General features: G+C 41.5%; 21 protein-coding genes and 1 other annotated feature. Of the genes, 14 read left to right on the plus strand and 7 right to left on the minus strand.

Going from position 1 to position 24331, the window contains the following annotated elements; genetic code table 11:
- The first annotated feature begins 16 nt into the window (after nucleotides 1-16).
- The 5 genes from RV13_RS06540 to RV13_RS06560 all read left to right on the plus strand — a co-directional run bounded on the left by RV13_RS06540 (nucleotide 17) and on the right by RV13_RS06560 (nucleotide 5741).
- On the plus strand, nucleotides 17-1018 hold the full coding sequence (locus tag RV13_RS06540; protein ID WP_010746533.1) for a cob(I)yrinic acid a,c-diamide adenosyltransferase: 1002 nt from the start codon (nucleotides 17-19) through the stop codon (nucleotides 1016-1018).
- Nucleotides 1011-2396, plus strand: coding sequence for an aldehyde dehydrogenase family protein (locus RV13_RS06545; RefSeq protein WP_010746532.1), 1386 nt, complete (start codon nucleotides 1011-1013; stop codon nucleotides 2394-2396). Before RV13_RS06540 ends, RV13_RS06545 begins: the two co-directional genes overlap by 8 nt.
- Nucleotides 2397-2411: 15 nt before the next feature.
- Nucleotides 2412-3530, plus strand: a complete 1119-nt coding sequence (locus RV13_RS06550; protein WP_010746531.1) for a 1-propanol dehydrogenase PduQ — start codon at nucleotides 2412-2414, stop codon at nucleotides 3528-3530.
- Nucleotides 3531-3763: 233 nt separating this feature from the next.
- Nucleotides 3764-4480, plus strand: coding sequence for an MIP/aquaporin family protein (locus tag RV13_RS06555; RefSeq protein WP_010746530.1), 717 nt, complete (start codon nucleotides 3764-3766; stop codon nucleotides 4478-4480).
- A gap of 76 nt (nucleotides 4481-4556) precedes the next feature.
- Nucleotides 4557-5741 carry an acetate/propionate family kinase gene (locus RV13_RS06560; protein WP_010746529.1) on the plus strand — a complete coding sequence of 395 codons (1185 nt, stop codon included), beginning with the start codon at nucleotides 4557-4559 and terminating at the stop codon, nucleotides 5739-5741.
- Nucleotides 5742-5798: 57 nt separating this feature from the next.
- Here RV13_RS06560 and RV13_RS06565 read toward each other — a convergent pair whose 3' ends face one another.
- From RV13_RS06565 to RV13_RS06585, 5 genes are all read right to left on the minus strand, one after another.
- Complete coding sequence (locus RV13_RS06565) at nucleotides 5799-6356, minus strand: BMC domain-containing protein (RefSeq protein ID WP_010746528.1); 558 nt, start codon at nucleotides 6354-6356, stop codon at nucleotides 5799-5801.
- Nucleotides 6356-7702 carry a 4Fe-4S dicluster domain-containing protein gene (locus RV13_RS06570; RefSeq protein ID WP_010746527.1) on the minus strand — a complete coding sequence of 449 codons (1347 nt, stop codon included), beginning with the start codon at nucleotides 7700-7702 and terminating at the stop codon, nucleotides 6356-6358. Before RV13_RS06570 ends, RV13_RS06565 begins: the two co-directional genes overlap by 1 nt.
- Before the next feature lie 17 nt (nucleotides 7703-7719).
- Nucleotides 7720-8934, minus strand: a complete 1215-nt coding sequence (locus RV13_RS06575; RefSeq protein ID WP_010746526.1) for a phosphotransferase — start codon at nucleotides 8932-8934, stop codon at nucleotides 7720-7722.
- A gap of 210 nt (nucleotides 8935-9144) precedes the next feature.
- A complete protein-coding gene (locus RV13_RS06580; protein WP_010746525.1) occupies nucleotides 9145-9621 on the minus strand; it encodes an MGMT family protein in 477 nt (158 codons plus the stop codon).
- A gap of 98 nt (nucleotides 9622-9719) precedes the next feature.
- The gene (locus tag RV13_RS06585; RefSeq protein ID WP_010746524.1) at nucleotides 9720-10247 is read right to left on the minus strand and encodes a CDP-alcohol phosphatidyltransferase family protein; all 528 of its coding nucleotides are present in this window, start codon (nucleotides 10245-10247) and stop codon (nucleotides 9720-9722) included.
- A 124-nt stretch (nucleotides 10248-10371) separates the two neighbouring features.
- Between RV13_RS06585 and RV13_RS06590 the strand changes: the two genes are divergently transcribed.
- Nucleotides 10372-10938: an NAD(P)H-dependent oxidoreductase gene (locus RV13_RS06590; protein WP_010746523.1), complete on the plus strand. Its 567-nt coding sequence runs from the start codon at nucleotides 10372-10374 to the stop codon at nucleotides 10936-10938.
- Between the two features lie 46 nt (nucleotides 10939-10984).
- On the opposite strand, the gene RV13_RS06595 is transcribed toward RV13_RS06590, so the two are convergent.
- Complete coding sequence (locus RV13_RS06595; protein ID WP_010746522.1) at nucleotides 10985-12580, minus strand: bifunctional aspartate transaminase/aspartate 4-decarboxylase; 1596 nt, start codon at nucleotides 12578-12580, stop codon at nucleotides 10985-10987.
- A 311-nt stretch (nucleotides 12581-12891) separates the two neighbouring features.
- On the opposite strand from RV13_RS06595, the gene RV13_RS06600 reads away from it, so the two are divergent.
- From RV13_RS06600 to RV13_RS06625, 6 genes are all read left to right on the plus strand, one after another.
- Entirely contained in the window at nucleotides 12892-13743 is an 852-nt protein-coding gene (locus tag RV13_RS06600; protein ID WP_010746521.1) for a DUF368 domain-containing protein, read from the plus strand.
- Between the two features lie 318 nt (nucleotides 13744-14061).
- The gene (proS, locus tag RV13_RS06605) at nucleotides 14062-15501 is read left to right on the plus strand and encodes a proline--tRNA ligase (protein ID WP_010746520.1); all 1440 of its coding nucleotides are present in this window, start codon (nucleotides 14062-14064) and stop codon (nucleotides 15499-15501) included.
- Between the two features lie 532 nt (nucleotides 15502-16033).
- Nucleotides 16034-16510 (plus strand): GNAT family N-acetyltransferase, encoded by a 477-nt coding sequence (locus tag RV13_RS06610; protein WP_010746519.1) that lies wholly within the window; start codon nucleotides 16034-16036, stop codon nucleotides 16508-16510.
- Between the two features lie 182 nt (nucleotides 16511-16692).
- Entirely contained in the window at nucleotides 16693-16809 is a 117-nt protein-coding gene (locus RV13_RS21655) for an LPXTG cell wall anchor domain-containing protein (RefSeq protein WP_071875957.1), read from the plus strand.
- A 106-nt stretch (nucleotides 16810-16915) separates the two neighbouring features.
- On the plus strand, nucleotides 16916-17887 hold the full coding sequence (locus RV13_RS06620; protein WP_010746518.1) for a D-2-hydroxyacid dehydrogenase: 972 nt from the start codon (nucleotides 16916-16918) through the stop codon (nucleotides 17885-17887).
- A gap of 372 nt (nucleotides 17888-18259) precedes the next feature.
- Entirely contained in the window at nucleotides 18260-19219 is a 960-nt protein-coding gene (locus tag RV13_RS06625) for a hypothetical protein (RefSeq protein ID WP_028021117.1), read from the plus strand.
- Between the two features lie 127 nt (nucleotides 19220-19346).
- On the opposite strand, the gene RV13_RS06630 is transcribed toward RV13_RS06625, so the two are convergent.
- Nucleotides 19347-20282 (minus strand): aldo/keto reductase, encoded by a 936-nt coding sequence (locus RV13_RS06630; RefSeq protein ID WP_010746516.1) that lies wholly within the window; start codon nucleotides 20280-20282, stop codon nucleotides 19347-19349.
- A 175-nt stretch (nucleotides 20283-20457) separates the two neighbouring features.
- Nucleotides 20458-20666 (plus strand) — a binding site (T-box leader).
- A 470-nt stretch (nucleotides 20667-21136) separates the two neighbouring features.
- On the opposite strand from RV13_RS06630, the gene hisS reads away from it, so the two are divergent.
- Together hisS and aspS are read left to right on the plus strand one after the other, a co-directional pair.
- Nucleotides 21137-22435 carry a histidine--tRNA ligase gene (gene hisS, locus RV13_RS06635; protein WP_060789360.1) on the plus strand — a complete coding sequence of 433 codons (1299 nt, stop codon included), beginning with the start codon at nucleotides 21137-21139 and terminating at the stop codon, nucleotides 22433-22435.
- 59 nt (nucleotides 22436-22494) lie between these two features.
- The gene (gene aspS / locus RV13_RS06640) at nucleotides 22495-24267 is read left to right on the plus strand and encodes an aspartate--tRNA ligase (RefSeq protein ID WP_010746514.1); all 1773 of its coding nucleotides are present in this window, start codon (nucleotides 22495-22497) and stop codon (nucleotides 24265-24267) included.
- Nucleotides 24268-24331 lie beyond the last annotated feature (64 nt).

Here is a 24331-nt window from a genome sequence, read left to right on the forward strand (position 1 = left end):
GAGCTGAGGAAAGTATATGGCGATTTATACAAAAACGGGAGATAAAGGAACAACAAGCCTTTTTGATGGAACAAGAGTAAAAAAATCAGATCTGCGTGTCGATACCTACGGAACATTTGATGAATGTTGCGCCCAAGTCAGTGTAGCTCAGAAACTGGCGAGAGATTCAGAAACGATTCAGCATTTAGAATGGGTCCAACAAAAGCTTTTTCAATTGAATGCGGAAATCGCGACACAAAAAGATTTCACGAAATTGGAAGAAAAAAGCACATTGATTGGATCAAAAGACATTCATCAAATGGAAGAATGGATCGATCAGTACACTAAACGATTGCCTGAATTGCATCAGTTTATTTTGCCGGGGCAAACCCATTCAGGCGCTCAGCTGCATGTAGCTCGTGCAGTTTGTCGCCGGGGTGAACGTTTATTGACGGACTTATCTGAAGCAACAGATATACGCGAGGATCTTCGAAAATTTGTAAATCGACTATCAGATTGTCTTTATATTTTTGCTCGAATGGAAGATCAAAAGGAGAGCGAACAAAAGTTAATCAATGAGATCCTTCGCCGCTATCTCGAAAAAACGGGCGTACCACTACAGAAAAGTCCATTAACGATGTATCAAGAAATATTCCGTGCTTGTGAAGCACAGGCTGTAAAAATGTCTCTACCTGTTTCGATGGCATTAGTTGAAAAAAATGGCAAGCTTGTAAGCTTTTATCAAATGCCAGGTGCTCTGCTGGTCAGTGAATCAATGGCACAGAAAAAAGCATATTCTGCTGTTGCCATGAAAATGCACACGCATGAATTAGCGAAGCTAGTCCAGCCGGACGGTGCCCTTTACCAATTAGAGACGTTGACTGATGGACAAGTCGTTACTTTTGGTGGAGGATTTGTAATTAAAGATGTTTCTGGAAATGTCATTGGTGGCTTGGGTATCAGTGGTGGTGCCGTAGAGGAAGATATGGCGATTGGTCAAAAAGGTTTAGAGAAGTTGAAGGAGATTGGCTATGCGTGAAGAAGAAGTAAAGGAACTGATTAAAAAAATTCTTCAAGAAGCTCAAGCAACTACCTCTCCAGCGAAGGAATATGGTGTTTTTGAGACCGTTGAAGAAGCCATTCATGCGGCAAAGTTTGCCCAAGAATGCTACGAGAATCAAACTTTAGAAACAAGAAGAAAAGTCATTGCCGCGATACGTTGCGGCATGCAGCCGCACATTGAAAAAATTGCTCGCGATACGCTAGAAGAAACTGGCATGGGGCGTTACGAAGACAAGATACAGAAGCTGCAGCTGGCGATAGATAAAACACCGGGGGTCGAGGATTTACGTACAGAGGCATTGACCGGTGATAATGGGATGACCTTGTATGAACTATCTCCATATGGTGTAGTGGGAGCGGTTACACCAAGTACCAATCCGGCTGAAACGGTTATTTGTAACGCCATTGGCATGCTGACAGCCGGGAACGCTGTATATTTTAGTGTTCATCCAGGAGCGAAGAAAATTTCGAGTTGGGTCGTAAGTAAAATGAATGAATTGGTTTACGAAGCTTGCGGTATCCAGAATCTGATCGTAACAATTGCCGAGCCTTCAATTGATGCAGCACAGGAAATGATGATACATCCGGATGTGCCATTGTTAGCTATTACTGGCGGACCAGGTGTGGTTCGACAAGCTCTGAAAAGCGGGAAGAAGGTTATCGCGGCAGGGGAAGGAAATCCGCCTTCACTTGTGGATGAGACGGCAAATGTCGAAAAAGCTGCGAAAGATATTGTAATCGGTGCATCGTTTGATAACAACATTCTTTGTACGGCTGAAAAAAGCGTCGTTGTCGTAGAACAAGTAGCGGATTACTTGATCCTTCAGATGGAAAAGCAAGGGGCCTATTTGGTACAAGATGACGCGGTTATTCAAAAAATGATGGACATGACCATTATGGAAAACGGTGCGCCTAGTCGGAAATTTATTGGTAAGGATGCCAATTACATTTTAGCCGAGGCGGGTGTCAACGTAGACTTTGATGTACGGGTGATCATTTTACGGACAGATAAAATTCATCCTTTTGTTGTGAAGGAAATGCTGATGCCGATTTTACCGATTGTTACAGTGAAGGATTTTGATGAAGGGTTAGCAACAGCTCTGCAGATTGAAAACCGACGTCATCATACCGCGACCATGCATTCACAAAATGTTGGTCGAATGAATATCGCGGCGAAGAAGTTTCAAACGTCAATCTTTGTTAAGAACGGCTCCTCTTTCGCCGGCTTAGGTTTTGGCGGAGAAGGCCCAGCCACCTTTACAATTGCCACGCCAACAGGAGAATGTACGACCTCGGCGCGGGATTTTGCTAGAAAACGCCGCTGTGTGCTGACTGATGGGTTTTCAATTCGCTAGAGGGGAGGTTTTTGTTTGAAAAAATGGTCAATGAAACCAGAAATCTATTCTGGTTTTGCCAGTCTGGAACGACTGCAGCAATTTGAAAAAGAAAACCTCTGCTTCGTGTGTGACCCCTATTTAGCGGAGTCCGATAGCTTAAAAAGAATTTTAGGTTATGTGAAGCGGACAAATACGGTGGAAATTTATTCTGAGATTATCCCCGATCCGCCAATTGAAACAGTAATAGACGGAATCGAAAAGATGACAAAACACCAACCGACCGTGGTTATCGCAGTTGGCGGAGGCTCGGCCATTGATACGGCTAAGGCGATGTTGTTCTTCTATAAGCGAACAACAGGCAATAAAGTAAAGCGGTTTGTCGCTATTCCAACGACTAGCGGTACCGGATCGGAAGTCACAAGCGCATCTGTGATTACGGATACTCAAAACAAAATTAAATACCCGATTTTTCATGAAGCGATCATTCCCCATGAGGCAATCTTAGACGCAAGCCTAGTCATGTCTAGCCCGCCTTCGGTGACAGCGTTCAGCGGGCTGGATGTTTTAACTCATGCAATGGAATCGTTAGCTTCAGTAAATCGAACAAATTATACCAATGCTTTGGCAGAAAAGGCGACAGAGTTGGTTTTCCAATATTTACCAACTTGTGTGAACCAAGGAATGGAGCTAGATGCCCGAATTCAAATGCATGAAGCTTCTACCTTAGCCGGTTTGGCCTTTGATGCGGCAGGTCTGGGTGTCTGTCATGCGATTGCTCATCAAGTGGGCGCGAATTTTAAGGTCCCTCATGGGCTAGCAAATTCTATGCTGCTTCCCTATGTAATAGAAGCAAATAGCAAGAATAAAGAAACTCGAAGAAATTACGCAAGAATTTCACGTAAATTGGGCATCTGTCCGCCAAGTTTGCCAGATCATTTGGCTGTTTCAAACCTCTCTCAAGCGGTTCAACAACTAGCGATCGAATGCAAGGCGCCAATTAAGTTAAACAGCTTTGGGGTTCAAGAAGAGACAGCTTTGCAAGCGGAGGATACGATTGCGAATAACGCATTGAATGACACGACATTCAAGACCAATCCGGTTCAGTTCTCAGTAGAAGAAATCAAAGAGATCTATCGCAAAATCATTAAGTAGCAATGACAAACGGCATGAACATCAGACTTATTTTTCTGAACAGAAAAATAAATACATTAAAAAGAATAAGGGTGTCAGTTCCTCTTTTGCAGTTTGCTTGAGTAAAAAGGAAATAATGAATTACAACTAGCTAAAGATCGAACAGTATAGAGGAATGATATACGGCATGAACATCAGACTTATTTTTCTGAATAGAAAAATAAATACATTAAAAAGAATAAGGAGGTCTCATAATGAATAGTCCAGTATTTGGTGAATTTTTTGGTACGATTGTTCTGATCCTATTTGGGTCGGGGGTTGGTTGTTCTGTCAATTTGAAAGGTACTTTAGCAAAAGGTGTTGGTGCTAGTTGGCTATACATCGCGGTAGGCTGGGGTGTGGCGGTTATGCTAGGTGTGCTCAGTAGCGGATACTTCGGTTCACCTGGTCACTTGAATCCAGCGGTTACTATTGGATTTGCTGTAGCAGGTTCTTTTGAATGGGGACAGGTAGCACCATTTATTTTGGCACAGGTTGCTGGAGCCTTTATAGGTGCCTTGATTGCTGCCATTCATTTCTGGCCGCATTTCCAACAAACAACAGTGGAAGAAGGCAATAGTGTTGGTATTTTTGCTACAGGACCAGCCATTCCAAGCACAGCATTAAATTTAGTTAGTGAAATCATTGCAACTTGTTTCTTCGTTTTAGCGATTCAATTAATGCCTGCTGATATTCCTCCTGGATTACAGCCATTGATGCTTGTATTTGTTCTGATTGGTATTGGGTTGTCATTAGGTTCGACCACCGGTTATGCCATTAACCCTTGTCGAGACTTCGGTCCACGGTTGATGTATGCAGTAATGCCAATTCCAAATAAAGGAGATGCGAATTGGGGTTATGCTTGGATTCCGATTGTCGGTCCAATCATCGGAGCTTGTATCGCGACCTTATTAGTAAAAGGTTTAGGATAAAAATTATTGCTGTGAATTCAGTATCTTATCATTTTATGACGAGATACCGTATTTATTATCAGCAGAGGAGGAAAAGATGGCGAATAAAATTATGTCTATCAATGCCGGCAGTTCCTCGTTAAAATTTCAATTATTTGAGATGCCTGAGGAAGAGCTGTTAGTAAAGGGATTATTTGAACGAATAGGGTTAGAGGATCAAATGGTTTTCTCCTATTCAATGAAAGAGGAAAAAGTAAAAACAACGGTTGAGGGGAAGACCCATGAAGCAGCCATCAATTTTCTTTTGCGCTTTTTGCTAGAGAGAAAGATTTTAACTAGTTTAGACGAACTTTCTGCCGTGGGACATCGTGTGGCTCATGGCGGTGAGGAATTTAAGGCATCGAGTCTGGTTGACCAAAATGCTCTGATAAAAATCAAAGATTTAGGCAAGTTGGCTCCTTTGCATAATCCGGTAAATGTCGTGGGGATCGAAGCGCTAAAAAAAGAGTTACCTAATTGTCCTCAAGTCGCTGTTTTTGATACGTCCTTTCATCAGACGATGGCACCAAAAAATTATATCTATCCGTTGCCCTATCGTTTTTATGAAGAGAATAATGTGCGTCGCTATGGTTTCCACGGGACGAGCCATCAATTTGTAGCAACAGAGGCAGCTAGCTATTTAGGAAAGCCTTTGGAATCGTTAAAAATTATTTCCTGTCATTTGGGGAATGGAGCGAGTATCTGTGGGATCAAAGAAGGCAAATCTGTGATCACGTCTATGGGCTTTACACCATTAGCTGGCTTAATGATGGGGACGCGCTGTGGCGATATTGATCCGTCTATTATTCCATTTTTACAAAATGAGAAGAATCTTTCAGCCAGTGAGATGGACCAGCTGATGAATGGGGAATCAGGATTTAAAGGTGTGACAGGGTTCAGCAGTGATACACGGGATATTATCAGTGAAGCTGAGAAGGGTAATGAGAAGGCAAAGCTTGCATTGGATATGTTTGCAGGACGCGTGAAGCAAACAATTGGTGCCTATACTGCGGAGCTTGATGGTATGGACGTGTTGATTTTTACTGCGGGAATAGGAGAAAACTCTTCTGTTATTCGTGAGATGATCTGCGAGAATCTAACCTTCTTTGGTGTTCAGATCGATCAGGAGCTAAATCAGCAGAATAATAAAAAAATCAGTTCAGCGGCTTCTTCTGTAGAGGTATTGGTCGTAGAAACGAACGAGGAGCTGATGATTGTTAGAGATACGTTCCAATTGATTTAAATAAAGTGTATGAGCTCAGAAAAATGCCATGGATTCGAAAAAATCCATGGCTTCTTTTTATTGGATCAGACTGTCAATCAATTCTGGATGAGGATTGGATAAGACGATCTTATTGATAAGCATCGCCTGATCGCGAGCGCCGTTTGCACCAGCTTCAACCGCGGCTTTCACGGCTGCGACGTCACCTGTCAAAACAACGAAGGATTTGCCGGCGATGCCTGTACCTAACTGAATCGCAATCAGTTCAACGTCGGCAGCCTTAACTGCGAAATCGGCTGCGATAATTGAGCCGGTGGCTGAATAATATTCTAATACTCCCACTGCTCGAATGTTTTCTGGTACTTTGGCCATGTTAATGGCTTGGATCACGAAACTGTTGATTCGTGGGATGACCAATTCACCAACGACGTAGCGTCCTCCAAGTTCAACGCCTACTTCCATAGAGCGCTCAATGGCTGCGACCTGCCCGCAGATCATGATGTAGTATTTTCCAGGACAACTTGCTCGCGCCATGATTAATTTCGCGTCAGCGGCTTTCAGCATGTAGTCCACGACCTCAATTCCTTTGGCGATACTGTTTAGTTCTAAAAATCCGATCGTATCCATTAATTTCATTAGTTGTCCCTTCTTTCAATTGTAATACCGGTATCTATAGCAGTCACTGTACCATCAATGCTTGCATGAATAGCTGCACCTAATGCTTTTTCAGGTTTTCTGCCGATCATCTCGCCAGCTTTGACTTGATCGCCCACCTGAACAGTCGGCTCACAAGGTGCGCCGATATGCATCTTCAGCGGAATAGTCACGCGATTCGTTTCATACTTTGCTAATTCTTCGACTGTTAAATCAACGTATTGCTTCAGTCCGTCCTTCAATAAAATTTTAACTGGAGAGACCTGCTGAAACTCCCGCATGATAGAAGGGGAAAGGGGCTGTTCGGTTTTCTGATACCGAATGCCTTTTTCTGCTAAACGCTGCTTCACATACTTATTGACTTGCCGTGGTAAAAGCCCCATTGGACAGGCAATCGTCTCGCAAATCCCGCATTCGCAGCAAAGGAGCGCTTCCTTCCAGATCGGGTCGTCATCAATATCCTCAGGAATCTCTGTAATGGTTAAATGACGCATTACTCGATGAGGATGAATGGGGTGCCCAATCTGATATCTAGGACAAAGCTCTGTACATAACCGGCATTGAATACAGGAGGAACGGGCTTTATTGATCATCTGAGGGATTTCTTTTTCTAGCAATTCATAGATAAAGTCCCGTTTCTCCATAATGATAATGCCAGAGGTTGTCTTCGTTACTACTTGCTGGGAGAAGTCCTCCTTTGTACCGGTTTTCCCCATCATCGGTCCGCCGTTGATAAATAGAAAATCGTCGATCGTCGCACCGCCGGCCAAAGCCAAACAATCTTCAAAAGAGGTGCCAATTGGAACCTCTAGGATTTTTGGTTCATTGACTGCACCTGTGATCGTCAATAACTTATGTGTGACATTTTTTCCTTGCTGAGCGTGGAAAACATTCAGCATAGTGGAAATATTGGAGATAACACAGCCGACTTCAATTGGAATGCCTCCTGGAGGCACGGTTCGACCAGTGACTTCAAAAACCATAATCTGTTCGTCACCAGCGGGATAGAAATTGTTCATTTTGAAGATAGAAATTGGTGCATTGTATTTCTGAATGGCCTTTTCTAAGGCATTGATTTCTTTTGTGTAATGCCCCTTTGTGGCGATCACGAGATGCTCTGCCTCTAATAATTTTCCTACCGCTGTAATAGCTTGAATACATTCTTCCGCATAATGATTCATGACATAATGATCGGTTTTTAGAAGCGGCTCGCATTCCGCCGCGTTGATAATAAAATACTCCGCTTTTGTATTGTATTTCGCAGCAGTAGGAAAACCAGCCCCGCCGCAGCCGACAATACCCGCATCCGTAATTTGTTCCAATAGCATACTCGTACCTCATTTCTTCAAGTTAAAATAAGAGCGTTTTCATTTTCCGGAGTCAATTTTTTTAAAAAGTCTTTTTGTGTTGATTGGATCAAGTCGCAAACCTCTTCAGTAGATCTTAAGTGTTGGCGGTGAGCTAGGAGTGTTTGTGCTAGCATCATCGACAGACCTTTTGCTAGAAAGATTTCTTTGGGTTTGGCTAAGCAGTCAAAATCTGGAAATTCACCTAAGTTTGCGATACGGTTGATATTCGCTATCGCTAAATACCCTAAAGAATCTTGAAAGATTTCTATGATTCGTGTTTGTTGATAACCTTCTGCATGACTAGAAAAGAAAGTAAAATAAGTTTTGTAAGCATCCTTGATGACCAGCAGCAGATAGGTACACATAGACGTGTCACCCCGTACGCTGAAAGCCGCATATTGTGAAAGGATATTCGCTAAGAAATAGCCGATGTCATAGGAAAAAGGGCCGGTCATGGTATATTCCATATCAATCACTTTAAAGGAATTCTGGGAAACAAAAACATTGGACGAATGGAAATCCCCATGGATCAGACAGTCATCTTGATCGGTGATACGTTCAATCAATGTCTGCCAGTCACTTCGTATAGTTTTATCCGCCAAAATAGTATCTAGAATTGCCAGTAGTGCTTCTTGATCGGGCGTTTTCTTTGTCTCAGTTCTAGGCGGCGGCTTCAAAATGAAGTCCGTAATAATCAGTCGCATATCGGTATTTTGAAAGTAATTTTTTAACGCGTGCCAATAGTCAGTGGACAGTTTCATTTTCGAGGTTGCTAAATGCGTCCGTGCTAGATATTCTCCCACCTGTTTGCCTAATCGTGGAAATTGATCGCCTCGACAAAGAGCAAAACGCAATACGCTCAGATAAGAGAGGTCTTCCATAATGAAGAGGTGCTCAGTTGGATCGGCATAATAGGTTTCAGGAACCATTTGGGGCGCTAAGCCGGCACGCAGTTGATACGTCATGTATTCTAAATAATTTCGTTTTGGATCAATCGGGGCTAGTGAGATCCCGCTGGAAATCGTCTCCTTTGAATGCTTGACGATGTAGGTTTGTTTTCCTTGTTTAAGGGTGTAAAGATAATTTAAATAACCATCAACGTATTTGTCTTTCTCGTTACAAAGAGCGGTCACGATGAGGGGACTGGTTTGATTAAAAAGAGAGGTCCGTTGAAGCAGATATTTCGGTAATGTCGACTCACTAATCTCCATCGTTTTCCTCCTGTTCAAAAGGGATCATAAAGCTTATAAGAATCCTATCCTACCAACCATTTTATCGAAATCTAGAAGGAAAATATATAATAAAAATATGCACTTCAAGGATGTTTGTGAAAAAGCTTATCCCCGCTAGGATCAGGAAAAATACAGAAAAAAAGTGAGCAAAAAAATACAATAAAAAAACCGTTCTCGTAAAGAAAACGGTTACAGATCATACATTACTTCTTCGTAATTTTCTACATAATAGCGAAAGTTTTTCCTTCCTCGACGAACGATTGAATGTCCTTCAGCCTCAAGCTTTTCTATCTGTGCCTCTACACCGCCAGGATATTTCGGATTGATTTCTCCCTTATTTTTAAGTGTGCGCCAATAAGGGGTCAAGTCGGTCTCCCGCTGCTCGCTAGCCCAGGCAGCAATTGAGATAAAGGCTCCGGCAGTAATTGGTTCAGTAAAATCCCCACCATTTTGTTTTGCCAAATAGTCTCTGATCGCACCAGTGGTGATGATCTTACCATAAGGAATTCTCTTCATAAGCGCATCATAATCTAAAGGGGGGGCGAAGTACATTTTTGTCCCACCATACCGTTTGATCACTGCTTCATCGGTAATGATCTGCATTTTCGGCATCCCTTTATCCTCATTCATCATTGCATTGAAATCCTTTTTATCCTCATTAGCCATGAGGGCCACCTCCTACTATCTTATAATCATGTCGTCATTACGCGCGCAATTCCTATTACTAGTTTACCTAGTATAAAAATAGGATGCAATGAGACAGTTTATTTTTTTTGAAAAAAAGTTGGCACATTTTTGTCTAATTTTTTTGTAGTCGTAACAATAAAAAGTTCTTCAATCGAGGACAGGCTGCCGCAGGTCAAGAGAATCAATCCAAAGGGGGTGATGGGGAGGAGAATTAATAGAATAGGAGATAAGAAAAGCAACAGGCCGGTCAATTTATTTAGATAGGTATGCAAACTGGCGAATTGGTGAAAACGGAAGAAACCAATGACGTATGTCAGACAGCGAATGAGGACAATGACGCCAGCTCCCCACAGTAAAAAAGACGGTAATTGGATCGTAAAGACGATTTTAGAGACAACAACTAGAAAAAAGATCAAGTCAGCAATACTATCTAAAAGCGTTCCAAAGCGGCTGGTCCAGTTCATTTTTCGTGCGATCCAGCCGTCTAAGATATCAGTTATTCCCGCAAAAAAATAAAGGGGAAAGAAAAAATAATCAGGAGCAATCAGTATGAAGAATGAAGCCAAAATACGAAAAATTGTTAATATGTTCGGAATATAATTCATGGGACTGCTCCTTCTTTGAATATAACTTAACTTTAGCATGTTCTTAGCGGGTTTGAAATCAAATTGACATCTAAATGAAATGAATTTGTGCTATTTTGATAAAAAGGGTAATGAGGAGGGTAAAATGACTACAACATTGATTATCGATCATCCGTGGAAGGGCAGCTTTAATCATGGGATTCTGAATCGTTTGATCACAGGGTTGGAACAAGATCAAAAGATTTTTCAGGTCATTGATCTAAACAAAGATGGCTTTGATCCAGTTATGAAGGAAGAAGAATTGGCTGTGTATCAAAGTGGGTCGGTCTTAGATCCTTTGGTCCTGCACTACATGAATTTGCTGCGGGAGACGTCACAGTTGGTACTGATCTTTCCGATCTGGTGGTATAGCTCACCGGCAAGTTTAAAGGGCTTTCTTGACAAAGTATTATTAAATGAATTCGCTTTTTTCGATGGCGGCAATGGGATTCAGCCGTTATTGTCAATTGATTCGGTGGTTGTTTTCACGACCTCTGATCAACCCACAGAAGGGCTGGAAAAGCGTTGTACACGCAGCTACAAGCATCAGTTGACCACTACTTTAGAAGATATTGGGATGCGGAATATTTCTTGGTATCATTTGGGTTCTGTCAAAAATTTAACAGAGGAAGAACGACAAGCGTATCTTGAATCTGTCTATAGTAAGATTTAATAAGCTTCGAGGTGCAGCAATTAGTTGAGCCTCGAAGCTTATTTCTTTATTTGCCAGAAGTGTCTGCTTTTTTGAAGATGTCATGATACTCTTCAAGAATCTCAAGAATTTGCCGACCGATCCTTTCGTAGTCTGGGGTAGGTAAGTTTGCTTCAGAAACGCGCAACTGTCCAGCTTCTGTGCCAAAGCCGACACCGTCGATCAGTACAACGCCATTCTTTTCCGCCAATCGAACAAGAAAATCAATATATTCAAAATGACTCGCCAAATACTGACGAAAAGCTTTGCCATATCTCGTTTCTGCCAGTTCGTAGATATTGATCAGTGAATAATACTTCGAGTTGCCCTTCGTGTCATCAGTAGAGATTCCTAACACGTTGTGCAGGTCTTCATATCGTTGTTGGATAATGCTTCGGGAAGCGTCAATATAGGCGTCTTTTTTTCCAGCTAATAAATGGGTCAGAGCAAATAGCACTTCCATAATCTGCTGTGGTGTAGACAGCCCCGCCGTATGGTATAAACCAATCGACCGGCTGTCAGCGACCAGACGTTCAATAAAAGGCAGCTTTTCCGGCTCCATGACAACGAAGTGATAGCGCTGGTTCAGCTGTCTCTGCTCATCGTTAGGCAGCTGTCGGATCAAACGGTCAAACACATTTTCTTTGTGTGCGGCGATTAGACCCACACGCCAGCCAGTCGCACCGAATAATTTTGAAAAGGAATAGACTAATAAGGTGTTATGAGGCGCCACCGCGTAGATTGTTTGAAAGTCTTCAACGAACGTTCCATAGACATCATCAGTAATGATCATTAAATCAGGATGCTTTATCAGGACTTTTTTAATTTCATTGAGAGCGGAAGGAGTCAGCGCCTTTGCTCCGGGATTACTTGGATTAACGATAAAAAAGGCCTTCAGGTTCGTATCGGCTAATTTCTTAAGCTCACTTGGCAATAATTCCCAATGATTGTCCTCTGTGGATTGCAGGTTGACTTCCACCAGCTCATAATCGGCTAGTTCGGGAATTTGCAAATAGGGAGTAAAAATGGGGGTATTGATCGCAATACGGTCCCCTGGACGAATTAGCTTGTTTTCTCTCAGCGAGTTAAAAATATACACGATGGCAGCCGTACCGCCTTCAGTGGGGAAAATATCCGTTTGATCTGCTAATGAAGCACCGTTATACAAAATGGATTCCAAATAATGATTTAAAATGATTTCGCTGTTTTTAAGCACGCGGCTGGGGACTGGGTAATTATTTCCAAGTACGCCGTCAGTCAATTCTTTAATAAACATTTCGGTATCAATACCAAGCTGCTGGCTGTAATCCAGCATTTGAAGGAAAAAGGCATCGATCTCCTTCGTCTCTGGGGACAAAAACTCTTTAAAACGCGTCAGCATATCCTGCTGCTTTGTGTAACCAATCAGATCGCCTTCTGAAATTGTCCGTTCAGATTCACTTAGGCCAAATTCTACTAAACGGTTAAAGGCAAGGCGCGCTTTTTTATTGATCCAATTCGGATTGCCTCTGCCTGCATTCAAAAAGATATTTTGCCGTTGATTGTTTTGCGCCAAACGCAGCATTTGATCACTGATTTCGAATGAGCCAAGCTGCTCTAATTTCTTTTCATCTGAAGTATCCATTCACTTTGCCACCTCCAAAACTTAGCGTACCGCGCATCTGATTTTTACGCAAATGAAAGCCCAACAAATTCATTGATTCGATTGAAAGAGAGGGTATCGGACGAACCAAATTGATAAAATCTCAAACTTTTTATAAGTTTTTGCGAGAAGCTTCTTGCGGGGTCTTGCACCGGCATCTTTTTATCGGTACACTGGCTAAGATGCGATAAAAGCGACTTGCTTAAGTTGGATCATAGGGCAATAAAAGCAGGGTTCTTTTTCGCCTTTTGAAAGAGGATTTTTAGAGACGAATTAGGAGGATTTATTTTTTTATGGAAAACGAGAAAGTGACACAGCCGAATAAGAGCGACTGGTTTTTACGCTTCATCAAAGGAATGTTCATCGGCTCTGGATTTATTTTACCGGGAGTCAGCGGCGGTGCTTTAGCGGCTGTATTTGGGATTTATGAACGAATTATTTCATTTTTGGCTCACATCACGAAAAACTTTAAAGAGAATGTCTTATTTTTTATTCCAGTAGGATTAGGTGGATTAGCGGGAGTATTTGTCTTATCTTTTGCAGTCAGCTTCTTACTAGGCGAATTTGAGACAATTATGCTGTGGTTTTTTGTTGGTTGTATTATCGGAACGGTTCCCGCATTATGGAAAGAAGCTGGGAAGAAAGGCCGAGATACCAAAGACTATGTCATTATTGCGGTTAGTTTCGTCGTAGGCTTTTTGTTCCTGTGGAAAGGCTCAAGCCTTTTCGGAACAGTGGATCAAAACTTTTTCACGTGGATGATTGCAGGTGCATTGATCGGATTGGGTCTGATCGTTCCTGGTTTGAGTCCTTCAAACTTTCTGGTCTATATGGGGATGTATAAAGCAATGGCCGATGGCTTTAAGACTGTGGACATGGGGGTAATTATCCCTATTGGAATTGGTGGGTTAGTCACAGTGTTAAGCTTATCGAAAGTCATGGATTGGGTATTTAGTCATTTTTATGCGCCAATGTATCATTTTATTTTAGGAATTGTTTTTGCTTCGACGGTCATGATTGTACCGACCGATTATAGTGGTATTGGCTTCCTTGGTTTCGTTGGTTGCGCGGTTCTATGTCTATTAGGTGCTGCATTAGGATGGTGGATGAGTCGCCTAGAAGAACGTTATGTTCCAGAAGATTAAAAAAAATTTGACATTTGGGCTTGCATTTTTGATGAGAAGTCTTTAATATGGTGTTAAGCATTTGGAATAGTAATAAATTTTATCGGCAGCAGAGAGTTGATTCACCGTCTGAAAGATCAACACGCCCTCTGGGATTTATGAACCTACCAAAGTTGATTGTTGTGAAAGCAGCACGCGTCTCTAGCGTTATTAGAGCTGAAAGTTGGGTCAACAAGGTTTGACCAAGCAAGGTGGTACCGCGAAATTATCCGTTTCGTCCTTACAAATATGTAGGGATGGAGCGGTTTTTTTATTTTTATTTTCTAGGAGGATGCATGAATGACAAACTTACAAAAAGAAGATTTTTCAAAATGGTATTTACAAACAATTCAAAAAGCTGACTTGATGGATTATTCACCCGTTCGTGGCTGTATTATCTTTAAAGCCGATGGTTGGGAACTATGGGAACATATTCAAGAGGACTTCAATAAATGGTTGAAATCTCAAGATATCCGTAACGTTTACTTCCCAATGCTGATCCCTAAGCATTTCCTAGAAAAAGAAGAAGAGCACGTTGAAGGGTTTGCGCCAGAATTGCCTTGGCTGACAAAAGTTGGTGACGAAGAATTAGAAGAGCCTTATGCATTACGACCAACATCTGAAACATTGATTGGAGATGCCTTCTCTAAATGGATCAACTCTTACCGTGACCTTCCTTACGAAATCAATCAATGGGCAAATGTTTTCCGTTGGGAGAAAAAGACAATGCCGTTTTTACGTACATCTGAATTCCTATGGCAAGAAGGACATACGGCCCATGAGTCTGAAAAAGATGCACGTGAACGTACAATGAGCGCATTAGAAGCCTACGCGACATTGATCGAGGACACTTTAGCGATCCCAGTTTATCGTGGACAAAAAACGCCGTCAGAACGCTTTGCCGGTGCCGTGGATACTTATTCTGTAGAGGCAATGATGCGTGACGGGAAAGCCGTCCAAGCAGGAACGTCTCATTACCTAGGTCAAAACTTTGCGGAAGCTTTTGATATCAAATTCTTAAACCGCAACAACGAACATGAATTTGTTTATACGACTTCATGGGGAATTTCTACTCGTTTGCTTGGATCATTAATCATGGTTCATGGGGACGAACAGGGGTTAGTGTTGCCACCAAAAGTTGCACCAACACAAGTTATCTTGATTCCAGTGGGACCTTGGCAAAAGAACCCAGCAATTCTAGATCGTTTGACAGAATTGAAAGCATCTCTAGCGGAAAAAGATATCCGTGTACGGATTGATACCACAGATAATACGCCAGGCTATAAGTTCAATGAGTGGGAACTAAAAGGGGCGCCATTGCGAGTGGAATTTGGACCGCGTGATTTAGAAAATAATCAAGCAGTGATTAAAATGCGTGATCTAGATGACAAAGAATCTGTATCACTAGATGGCATTGAAGATTATATTACTGAGCAACTGGATGTTATGCAAAAACGTTTATTCGAAAGCGCACAAAAACGCTATGAAGCGAATGAACATACTGATATTGATACATTAGATGATTTGAAGGCACATATCGAAAAATCTAAAGAAGCTGGCGAAGTTCCAGGATTTGTCTTAATCGGTTGGGATGGTACTGAAGAAACAGAAGCTAAGATCAAAGAAGAAACTGGCTTCACTACTAGAAATATTCCATTTAATCCACCTGTTGAAAAAACAGTCGACATCGTTAGTGGAAAGCCTGCGAAACACACTGTTTGGATCGCACGCGCTTATTAATCTATATGGATGATAGTAGCTTTTGCAGGTTTATACCTGTCTAAGTAATATTATCAATGCCCGGCTTTACGAAGCCTTTGTTACTTGAGGAAGTCCGCTACAGAATCACTTTTTATATAAATGAGTTTTTGCAATTACTGTTTAATCAATCAGCCACCAGTAAGCAGGACGGTCGGGAATTTGGTTTCCCAAAAGGTTGATCTGTGCGGTTATATTCTTAGAGCCAGCAACAATCAAAGACATTTGATTGTTGCTGGCTTGTTTTTGCGAGTCCAACTTTTTGCAGTTGGCTACGTTTGGAACCGATGAAGGGTATTATGTAGAATAAAAGTTACGAGCTGTTTAGTTGGATCGTATGCGATGCGAAAATTGAGTGATTTTTCAGGTCTTTGGAAAAATCATTTCGTTATGGGAGCTAGCTGCAAGTTATTTAGGATATAATCAGTGATAAGTATTTCAAAAAAAGTTGGAGAAAGAAGATTAACAAAATCGTATAGGCACGTAGTTAAAAGAATAAATAGCAGGAGGTAGTATGGACTATTTAATCCGAGAGTTAAAAGAATCGGAATATCCGTTGTTGGAAGAGTTTTTGTACCAAGCGATTTTTCAAAGAGATCAAGAAAACCCGATTCCAAGAAGTGAACTGAATAAACCTAGTATCAATAGGTACATTCGTGATTTTGGCAAGTATGTGGATGATTTCTGCTTATGCGCAGAAGTCGATCGTAAGGTTGTTGGGGCAGTTTGGGTTCGAAACATTCAAGGATTTGGTTCGATTGATGATCAAACCCCTGAATTCTCAATCTCACTCTATTCGGACTATCGTGGGAAGGGGATCGGCACAGCGATGATGCGAGCGATGCTTCAAAAATTGAAAGAAAAAGGATATGCGAAAACTTCTTTGGCTGTTCAGAAGGATAATTATGCTTTGAAAATGTATACTGCTGTTGGTTTTGAGATCGTTGATAAAAATGAAGAAGAATATATCATGGTATGTCCGTTAAATTAAGTTTCCGTAAGCGGGTTATACTTTTGAAAAAATCCTTCGAACTTTGATATAACTTCTAATAAAGTCGGCATGTGTTAAGATTGATCTCTCTGGATTGACAGTGAATAGTCTAAAAAAATTGACTAATTAATTAGTATGATTTATGAAAGTTTCGAATAAAATAGAAATTTTATTTTAAGAACCTGCCAAAAACTGGTTCGGAGCAAAAACCTTTATCAGCGATCCTCGGTCTCTGTGTACTCGCAGGAAGTTTCTTCCTATTATGGATCCGCAGATCAAAAAAAGAGGAAGAAAAATAAATAAGTAGAATCCGAGAGGTGAAATCATTTTTCCCTCTCGGGTTTTTGTTTCTTTTCAATTCAAAAAAGAATCGGTACAATGAATGGTAAAGAATGGAGGCAAATGATGAAAATCGTAGTTTTAGATGGTTATGCGTTGAATCCAGGAGATCTGAGCTGGAAAGGCTTTGAAGAATTTGGCGAGGTTATCGTTTATGATCGTACATCCTTTACAGATAAAAAGGAAATCATCGAGCGAATCGGTGACGCGGAAGCGATCCTGACGAATAAGACGCCGATTGATGAAGAAGTTTTGGCCGCTGTTCCGCAGTTGAAATATATTGGTGTGGTGGCGACTGGGTACAATGTTGTAGATATCGAAGCGGCTAGGAAGCGAAATATTCCGGTGACGAATATTCCAGCGTATGGAACAGCCGCAGTTGCACAGTTTACTTTAGCGCTTTTATTGGAGATCGTGAATCAAGTCGGTGTTCATAATGACTCAGTCCACCAAGGCGACTGGCAACGGAGTGTTGATTTTACCTACCAAAAAACACCATTGATGGAGTTGCAGAACAAGACGCTTGGATTGATTGGCTATGGTGAAATTGCACAAGCAACAGCGGCGATTGCCCATGCTTTTAATATGAAGGTTATCTATTGGAATCATCGTCCAAAAGAACCGCAGGCTTCATGGGCGCAGCAAGTATCTATTGAGGAGCTCTACCGTCAAGCGGATATTATCAGCCTACATGTCCCGCAGACAGCGGAGACACAAGAGATGATTAATCAAGAAACCATCCATCAAATGAAGGATGGCGTCGTTTTATTGAATACAGCACGCGGCGGTCTATTAGATGAGGCAGCTGTCGCAGAAGCTTTAAACAAAGGGAAAATTATCGGTGCAGGTGTCGATGTGGTCTCTAAAGAGCCGATGGCTGATAATAATCCATTACTGAAGGCTAAAAACTGTATTATTACGCCTCATATTGCTTGGCGGCCATTGGAAACTCGAGAACGGTTGATGGGAATCGCAGTAGATAATTTCGCTGCATTTATAGCAGGAGAAGAACAGAATGTCGTGAATAAGCGCGACTGATTGGGACATTTTTGTTCAAAGATATCACCTTTTTAAAAGGGTGGTATCTTTTTTTGTAAGAAATGTGATCACATTTAGTTAGATAAAATAATTTTATTTATTTTAAAAAGTTGCATAAACCCTTCATCTGTTTGTTTTTGGACGCTTAGAATTATTGTTAGTTATTTATTGAACTTAATAAAGTAATTGTAAAAAAGGTAAATAGAATAGATAAAGTTACTATTCAAAAGGTTTATATAAAATATTATAAGTGAATACTTCCTTCTTCCTATTTACAATACGGTTATTTTATGTATAAAATATTTTTGTGAACGGTTACATAAGAATTATTACTATAAAGGAATCAAAAACAACGGACGGAGGATGAAACGAATGAAGGAAGCATTGTTAGGGCAGCGACAAATTTTTGGTATGTTGAGAAAGAGCTTAGAAAAACGCGTGGCTCAGCGCTATGAACAAACGAAAAATGCGGCGGAGATCGTAGAGGCGGCAGTGGCTATTTTGGTACGTGACGCACTTTCTGTGGGGGATTTTGCCTACCTGTTCCCAGAGCTGATTCGTGAGATTTTTCTGACTGCTGCACCTAATGACACGTTGCGTCGTCATTGTGTCTATTTCCGCGATTACTTTGTAGGTGAAGAAGAATGGCAGACAGTCATTGATCGCCTGTTTAAGAGTGAAGAAGAATACCTCGAGCTGACAAAGCAAGCTCGTTCCTATAGGAAACTCTTGATTAAGAGAGGCGCTGAGACCTTCGAGAAGACAGCGTTTCAATTTGATCTTGCGACGGTTTTTAAAGATGGCAACGGGAAAAGATACGCCTGGACATTACGTGATACGAAACAGATTCCAATCGGACAAGAAAGTGAAACGGCTGAAATATTGGAAATTTTGACCACCTTGACCATCTTCCAAACGGGAGGTGTCCGTCGTTTTGCGGAATATGTGAAATTCAAAAGTATAAAAACCTGTATCGATACGCAGCATGAAGCCAGTCAACCAGAACAAGAAGAACTGTCCGAAATGGATTCATCGGATGAAAAATGCGAAATTTCTGAAAAAGAAGAACCGTCTGAAGAGGAACCGGTGTTGGCAGAACCTTCGAATGAAAATAAAAAAGGCAAGCTGAACTATCAGGAAATCGCTGATCAGATCGATGCGAAGTACCCGCTGCCTTGGGAGCTGCCGCTAAATGAGTCAGCCGCCGCAACGGCACATAAGCCCAAAAGCTCTGAAAGACGTCACGGCAAAACGCAAGAAGAAATTGAACAGGGACGCGAGAAAAGAAAATGGGAGAGAAAAGTCAAGAAACTATTGACTGGAAGGAGATAGCGGTGTGCTTTTTTGCGCATAGGGTTTATTCAGCGAGCCTTTAAAAAGAAAAAAAACGAGCACATACGTACTCGCTTTTGCTTATTATTATCGAATTTAAGAAAAAGAGCTTTTCGTTCTTTTTCTTCTATTTAAATAGTTGATCGATTGTTTCGAAATCTTCCGTCGATAAACGAATATCTACGGCTTTAGCATTTGCTTCGACTTGGTCTGGCCGTTTTGCGCCAGGGATGACCACATCGATTTGCGGATGCTTCATATACCAAGCCAAGACAAGCTGTGTAACAGTAGCTCCGTAATTTTTCGCGATAGGTTTTAGTTGATCAACTTTTTTGATAATCTCTGCGAAACGTTCTCCCTTGAAGTCTGGATTTTTGCTGCGCAGATCGCTGTCTTCGAAGGTTGTTTCTTCACTGTACTTCCCTGTCAATAGACCTGAGTCTAGTGGATAATAAGGAACGAAGCTGATTTTATTTGCTTTCAAATAAGGAAACAGTTCTTTTTCATGTTCGCGGTGGATCAGGCTGAAGCGTTCTTCGACGATATCGACATAGCCGTCTTGATTGGCTTCCTTTAATTGTTCCAATGAGAAGTTCGAAACACCGATCGCACGAATTTTACCTTCTTCTTTTAGCTCATGTAACGCTGCTACTGCTTCATTTTTCGGAGTCGTCTCATCAGGAAAATGGATATAGAAAATATCTAGATAATCCGTTTGAAGTCGTTGCAGAGCAGCCTCTACCGCGTTACGTAGAAATTCTGGCGAGTTATTGAACTTTCCATCCTGTTGCATGTCATGAGCGGCTTTCGTCGCTACGATCACACGGGAGCGATCAAACTCAGGCTCTTGCAATACTTCACCAATCAATTCTTCTGAACGGCCACGCCCATAAGAAAAAGCGGTATCCAATAGAGTTATTCCGTTATTGATGGCAGTGCGAACAACATCTTTTCCAATTTCATCTGTCAAGTTCGGGTAAAGGTTGTGTCCACCTACGGCATTCGTTCCTAGACCTAAGTCGCTTGCATAGACTCGTGATTTTCCAATTCGTACATCTGTCATATAGTATCCGCTCCTTGCTTTTTTCGTCTCACTAAAGAAACGATCATTCTTTTTCAAGTTTAAAATAAAGTATGAAAAAAAGCGACTATTCTTTTTCGAACTTCAGATATACCCATGAAATCACTTGACTTTCATGCATTTTTTTAGTAGCTTAGGAAGAGATAAAAACATCAATGAAATATCTATGAAGGAACCAGTAAATTACGAAAAAACGTACAGAAAAAATTGCCTTGGCTGAAAGCAATTTCGTGAAAAGTAATTGAAAGACAGTCTGGAGATGAGCGCGTGCAAAGCCGCTCCGTTACGCAAGCGTTAATTGCTAGAGAAAAAAGAGGGAGACTCTTTTTAAAAATAGGTGGTACCGCGATAATATTCGCCCTTGTTCGTTCACACGAGCAAGGGCTTTTTTTGTCAGTTGCACTATTCGCAGTTTGCCTATTGAGAAAGTATATTCATTATATAAGGTAAATTTTAGCTCAAGATGTATAGTGCAATGATATGCGTACGAAAATAAATTCATTTTTCCAGTTTTTAGAAAAATGATTTCCCTATTAATGAGCTAGTTGCGAGTTCTGCTTTTTGCAGCTTTTAACGTTTGAAAGGTAACTATAAGTTTGCAGCAATCTAGTGAACAAGTAGTATAGCAGAATCGTATGCGTACGAAGATGAGCTCATTTTTCACGCTTTTAAAAAATGATTCCCTTACTTGTGAGCTAGCTGCGAGTTCTTTTTACCAAAACGTACAAATTTTTAATCCAAGGTATAACACCTCTACAGAAGGGTATCTGGCTTGAAGAGCAATCGTACTTTTCTGCAAAGTTAAAATAAATACATCAATATGAAGGAGATAAACCATGAGTTATCAGCGACCAAAAGGGACCAATGATATTTTACCGGGAGAAAGCGAAAAATGGCAGTTTGTCGAAGAGACTGCCCGCTTAGTATTCAACGACTACCAATATCAAGAGATCCGCACACCGATTTTTGAACACTATGAAGTCATCGCCCGCAGCGTTGGGGATACGACAGATATCATTTCAAAGGAAATGTATGATTTTCACGACAAAGGGGATCGTCATGTGACGCTTCGTCCTGAAGGAACGGCACCAATTGTACGGGCTTATGTTGAGAATAAATTGTTTGGACCAGAATTCAAGAAGCCTTATAAGGTTTACTATACAGGTCCGATGTTCCGATATGAACGTCCGCAAAAAGGCCGTTTGCGTCAATTCCACCAAATCGGTGTAGAAGCCTTTGGCAGTGAAAATCCGAGCTTGGATGTTGAAGTAATGGCGATGGCGATGGATTTCTTTAAACAGCTGGGGATCACTCAGCTGCGTTTAGTGATCAATACTTTGGGAGACAAAGAAACGCGTACAAACTATCGTCAAGCGTTAATTACGTATTTGGAGGCGCATGAAGAAGAGTTAAGCGAAGATTCTCGTCGTCGTTTACATGAAAATCCATTACGGGTCTTAGACAGTAAAGATCGCAAGGATCAACCAATTGTTGCGGATGCGCCAAGCATCTTAGATTATTTAAGCGATTATGCAAAGGACTACTTTGAAGGTGTCACAAAGACATTGGAATATTTGAATATTTCCTATGAAATCGATCACCGGATGGTTCGTGGTTTGGATTATTATAACCATACGATTTTTGAGATCATGAGTGATGCTCCTGGAATGGGTGCACAAACAACGATCTGTGGTGGTGGACGTTATGACGGACTTGTAGAAGAACTGGGCGGACCGGAAACACCAGGTATCGGTTTTGCGATGGGGATTGAACGGATTCTATTAACTCTGGAACAAGAAGACGTAATGATTCCAAGTGCGGCAAGTCTTGATGCCTATGTAGTAGGACTTGGTGAGGAAACAAATATGGAGAGTTTGAAGGTCGTTCAAGCGATTCGCGGCTTTGGTTTTTCAGCAGATCGGGATTTTATGGGAAGAAAAGCAAAAGCGCAATTTAAGACGGCTGATAAGGAAGGCGCGAAGCTTGTCCTAACCTTAGGTGAAGATGAGTTGGCAAAAGGCGTCATCAATGTGAAGGATTCTGCGACTCGGGAAGAAAAAGCTTTTCCACTAGCTGATCTTTATGAAGACTTTGCAGCAATCTATGATGAAATGACCATGCCAAAGCTTGATTAAATGAAATAAATCTTACTTTTAACAAGGTAGATTACTTAAATAAATGGAGGAATGAAAAAATGGCTAGACGTACTGTCTATTGCGGACGCGTGTCCGATGAGTATTTGGATCAAAAAGTAACATTAAAAGGGTGGGTGCAAAAACGTCGTGATTTAGGCGGATTGATCTTTATCGACCTACGTGACCGTGAAGGGGTTGTACAGGTAGTTTTCAACCCAGAAGAATCAAAAACGGCTTGGGAAGTTGCGGATCAATGCCGCAGCGAATTTGTCGTTGAAATTACAGGGACAGTTATCCGTCGTGATCCAGGTGCCGTGAACAAGAAAATGGCGACTGGGGATTATGAAGTGAAGGGTGAAGCGATCACTATTTTAAATAGTGCAAAAACGCCGCCATTCTCAATCGAAGATGAACAAAATATCAGCGATGAAGTGCGCTTGAAATATCGTTACATGGATTTGCGTCGTCCGAAAATGACACAAAACCTGATGATGCGCCACCGCTTAACGCAATCAGTTCGTCGCTTCTTAGATGACAATGATTTCTTAGATATTGAAACACCTTACTTGGCGAAATCTACACCAGAAGGCGCGCGGGACTACTTAGTTCCTTCACGTGTGCATGCGGGACATTTTTATGCGTTGCCTCAATCACCACAAATTTTGAAGCAATTATTGATGACTGCTGGCTTTGACCGCTATTATCAAATCGTTCGTTGTTTCCGTGATGAAGATTTACGTGGGGACCGTCAACCAGAATTTACTCAAATCGATATCGAAACAAGCTTCTTAACGGCTGAAGAGATTCAAGAATATACAGAAGCGATGATCGCGCAAGTAATGAAGGATGTTCGCGGCGTTGAAGTAACGCTGCCATTCCCACGTATTACTTGGGATGAAGCGATGGAACGCTATGGGTCAGACAAACCAGATACACGTTTTGACATGGAATTGATCGATGTTACCGATATCGCTGCTGCGACAGACTTCAAAGTATTCCGTATGGCTTCTGACAACGGCGGCGTGGTTAAAGCCTTGAACGCAAAAGGTGCGGCGGACAAATATTCTCGTAAGGAATTGGATCGCTTAGGTCAATTCGTTGGCCAATTCGGAGCAAAAGGCTTGGCTTGGATCAAAGTGGATGAAAATGGCGAGCTAACTGGCCCAATCGCGAAATTCATGGGTGGCGTCAGTGAAGAGTTGAAAAAGGCAACAAATGCCGAAGCGGGCGATGTTTTGATGTTTGCGGCGGATCAATTCTTAACAGCAGTAACTGCTTTAGGCGCAGTTCGTTCAAAAGTTGGGAAAGAGCTTGGCTTGATTGATGAAAATCGTTTTGATTATCTGTGGGTTGTTGATTGGCCGCAATTTGAATTCGATCAAGAGTTAGGCCGTTACGTCTCTGCTCACCATCCGTTCACGATGCCGATGGAAAAAGATATTCCGAACTTGAAGGAGCACCCTGAAAAGGTTTATGCGCAAGCTTATGATATTGTCTTGAACGGCTACGAATTAGGTGGCGGATCTTTGCGTATTAATACCCGTGAATTGCAGGAGCAAGTCTTTGAAACATTAGGCTTTACTCGCGAAAGCGCCAATGAACAATTCGGCTTCTTATTGGAAGCATTGGATTATGGGTTCCCTCCAATCGGCGGAATCGCCCTTGGCTTGGATCGTTTTGCGATGTTATTGGCTGGTGAAGACAATATTCGTGAAGTCATTGCCTTTCCTAAGAACGGGAAAGCAGCAGACCCTATGTCTGATGCGCCAAGTACCGTATCGCCGTTACAGCTTTATGAGTTGAGCATTGATGTAACAAAAATAGAAGAATAATTAGAAAAGCTAGTCTGTAAATCGATATATAAAGTATCATGTGGGAAAGTTCGCTGAATGATTT

The sequence above is a fragment of the Enterococcus raffinosus genome (assembly GCF_001886185.1).
GTDB lineage: Bacteria > Bacillota > Bacilli > Lactobacillales > Enterococcaceae > Enterococcus_A > Enterococcus_A raffinosus.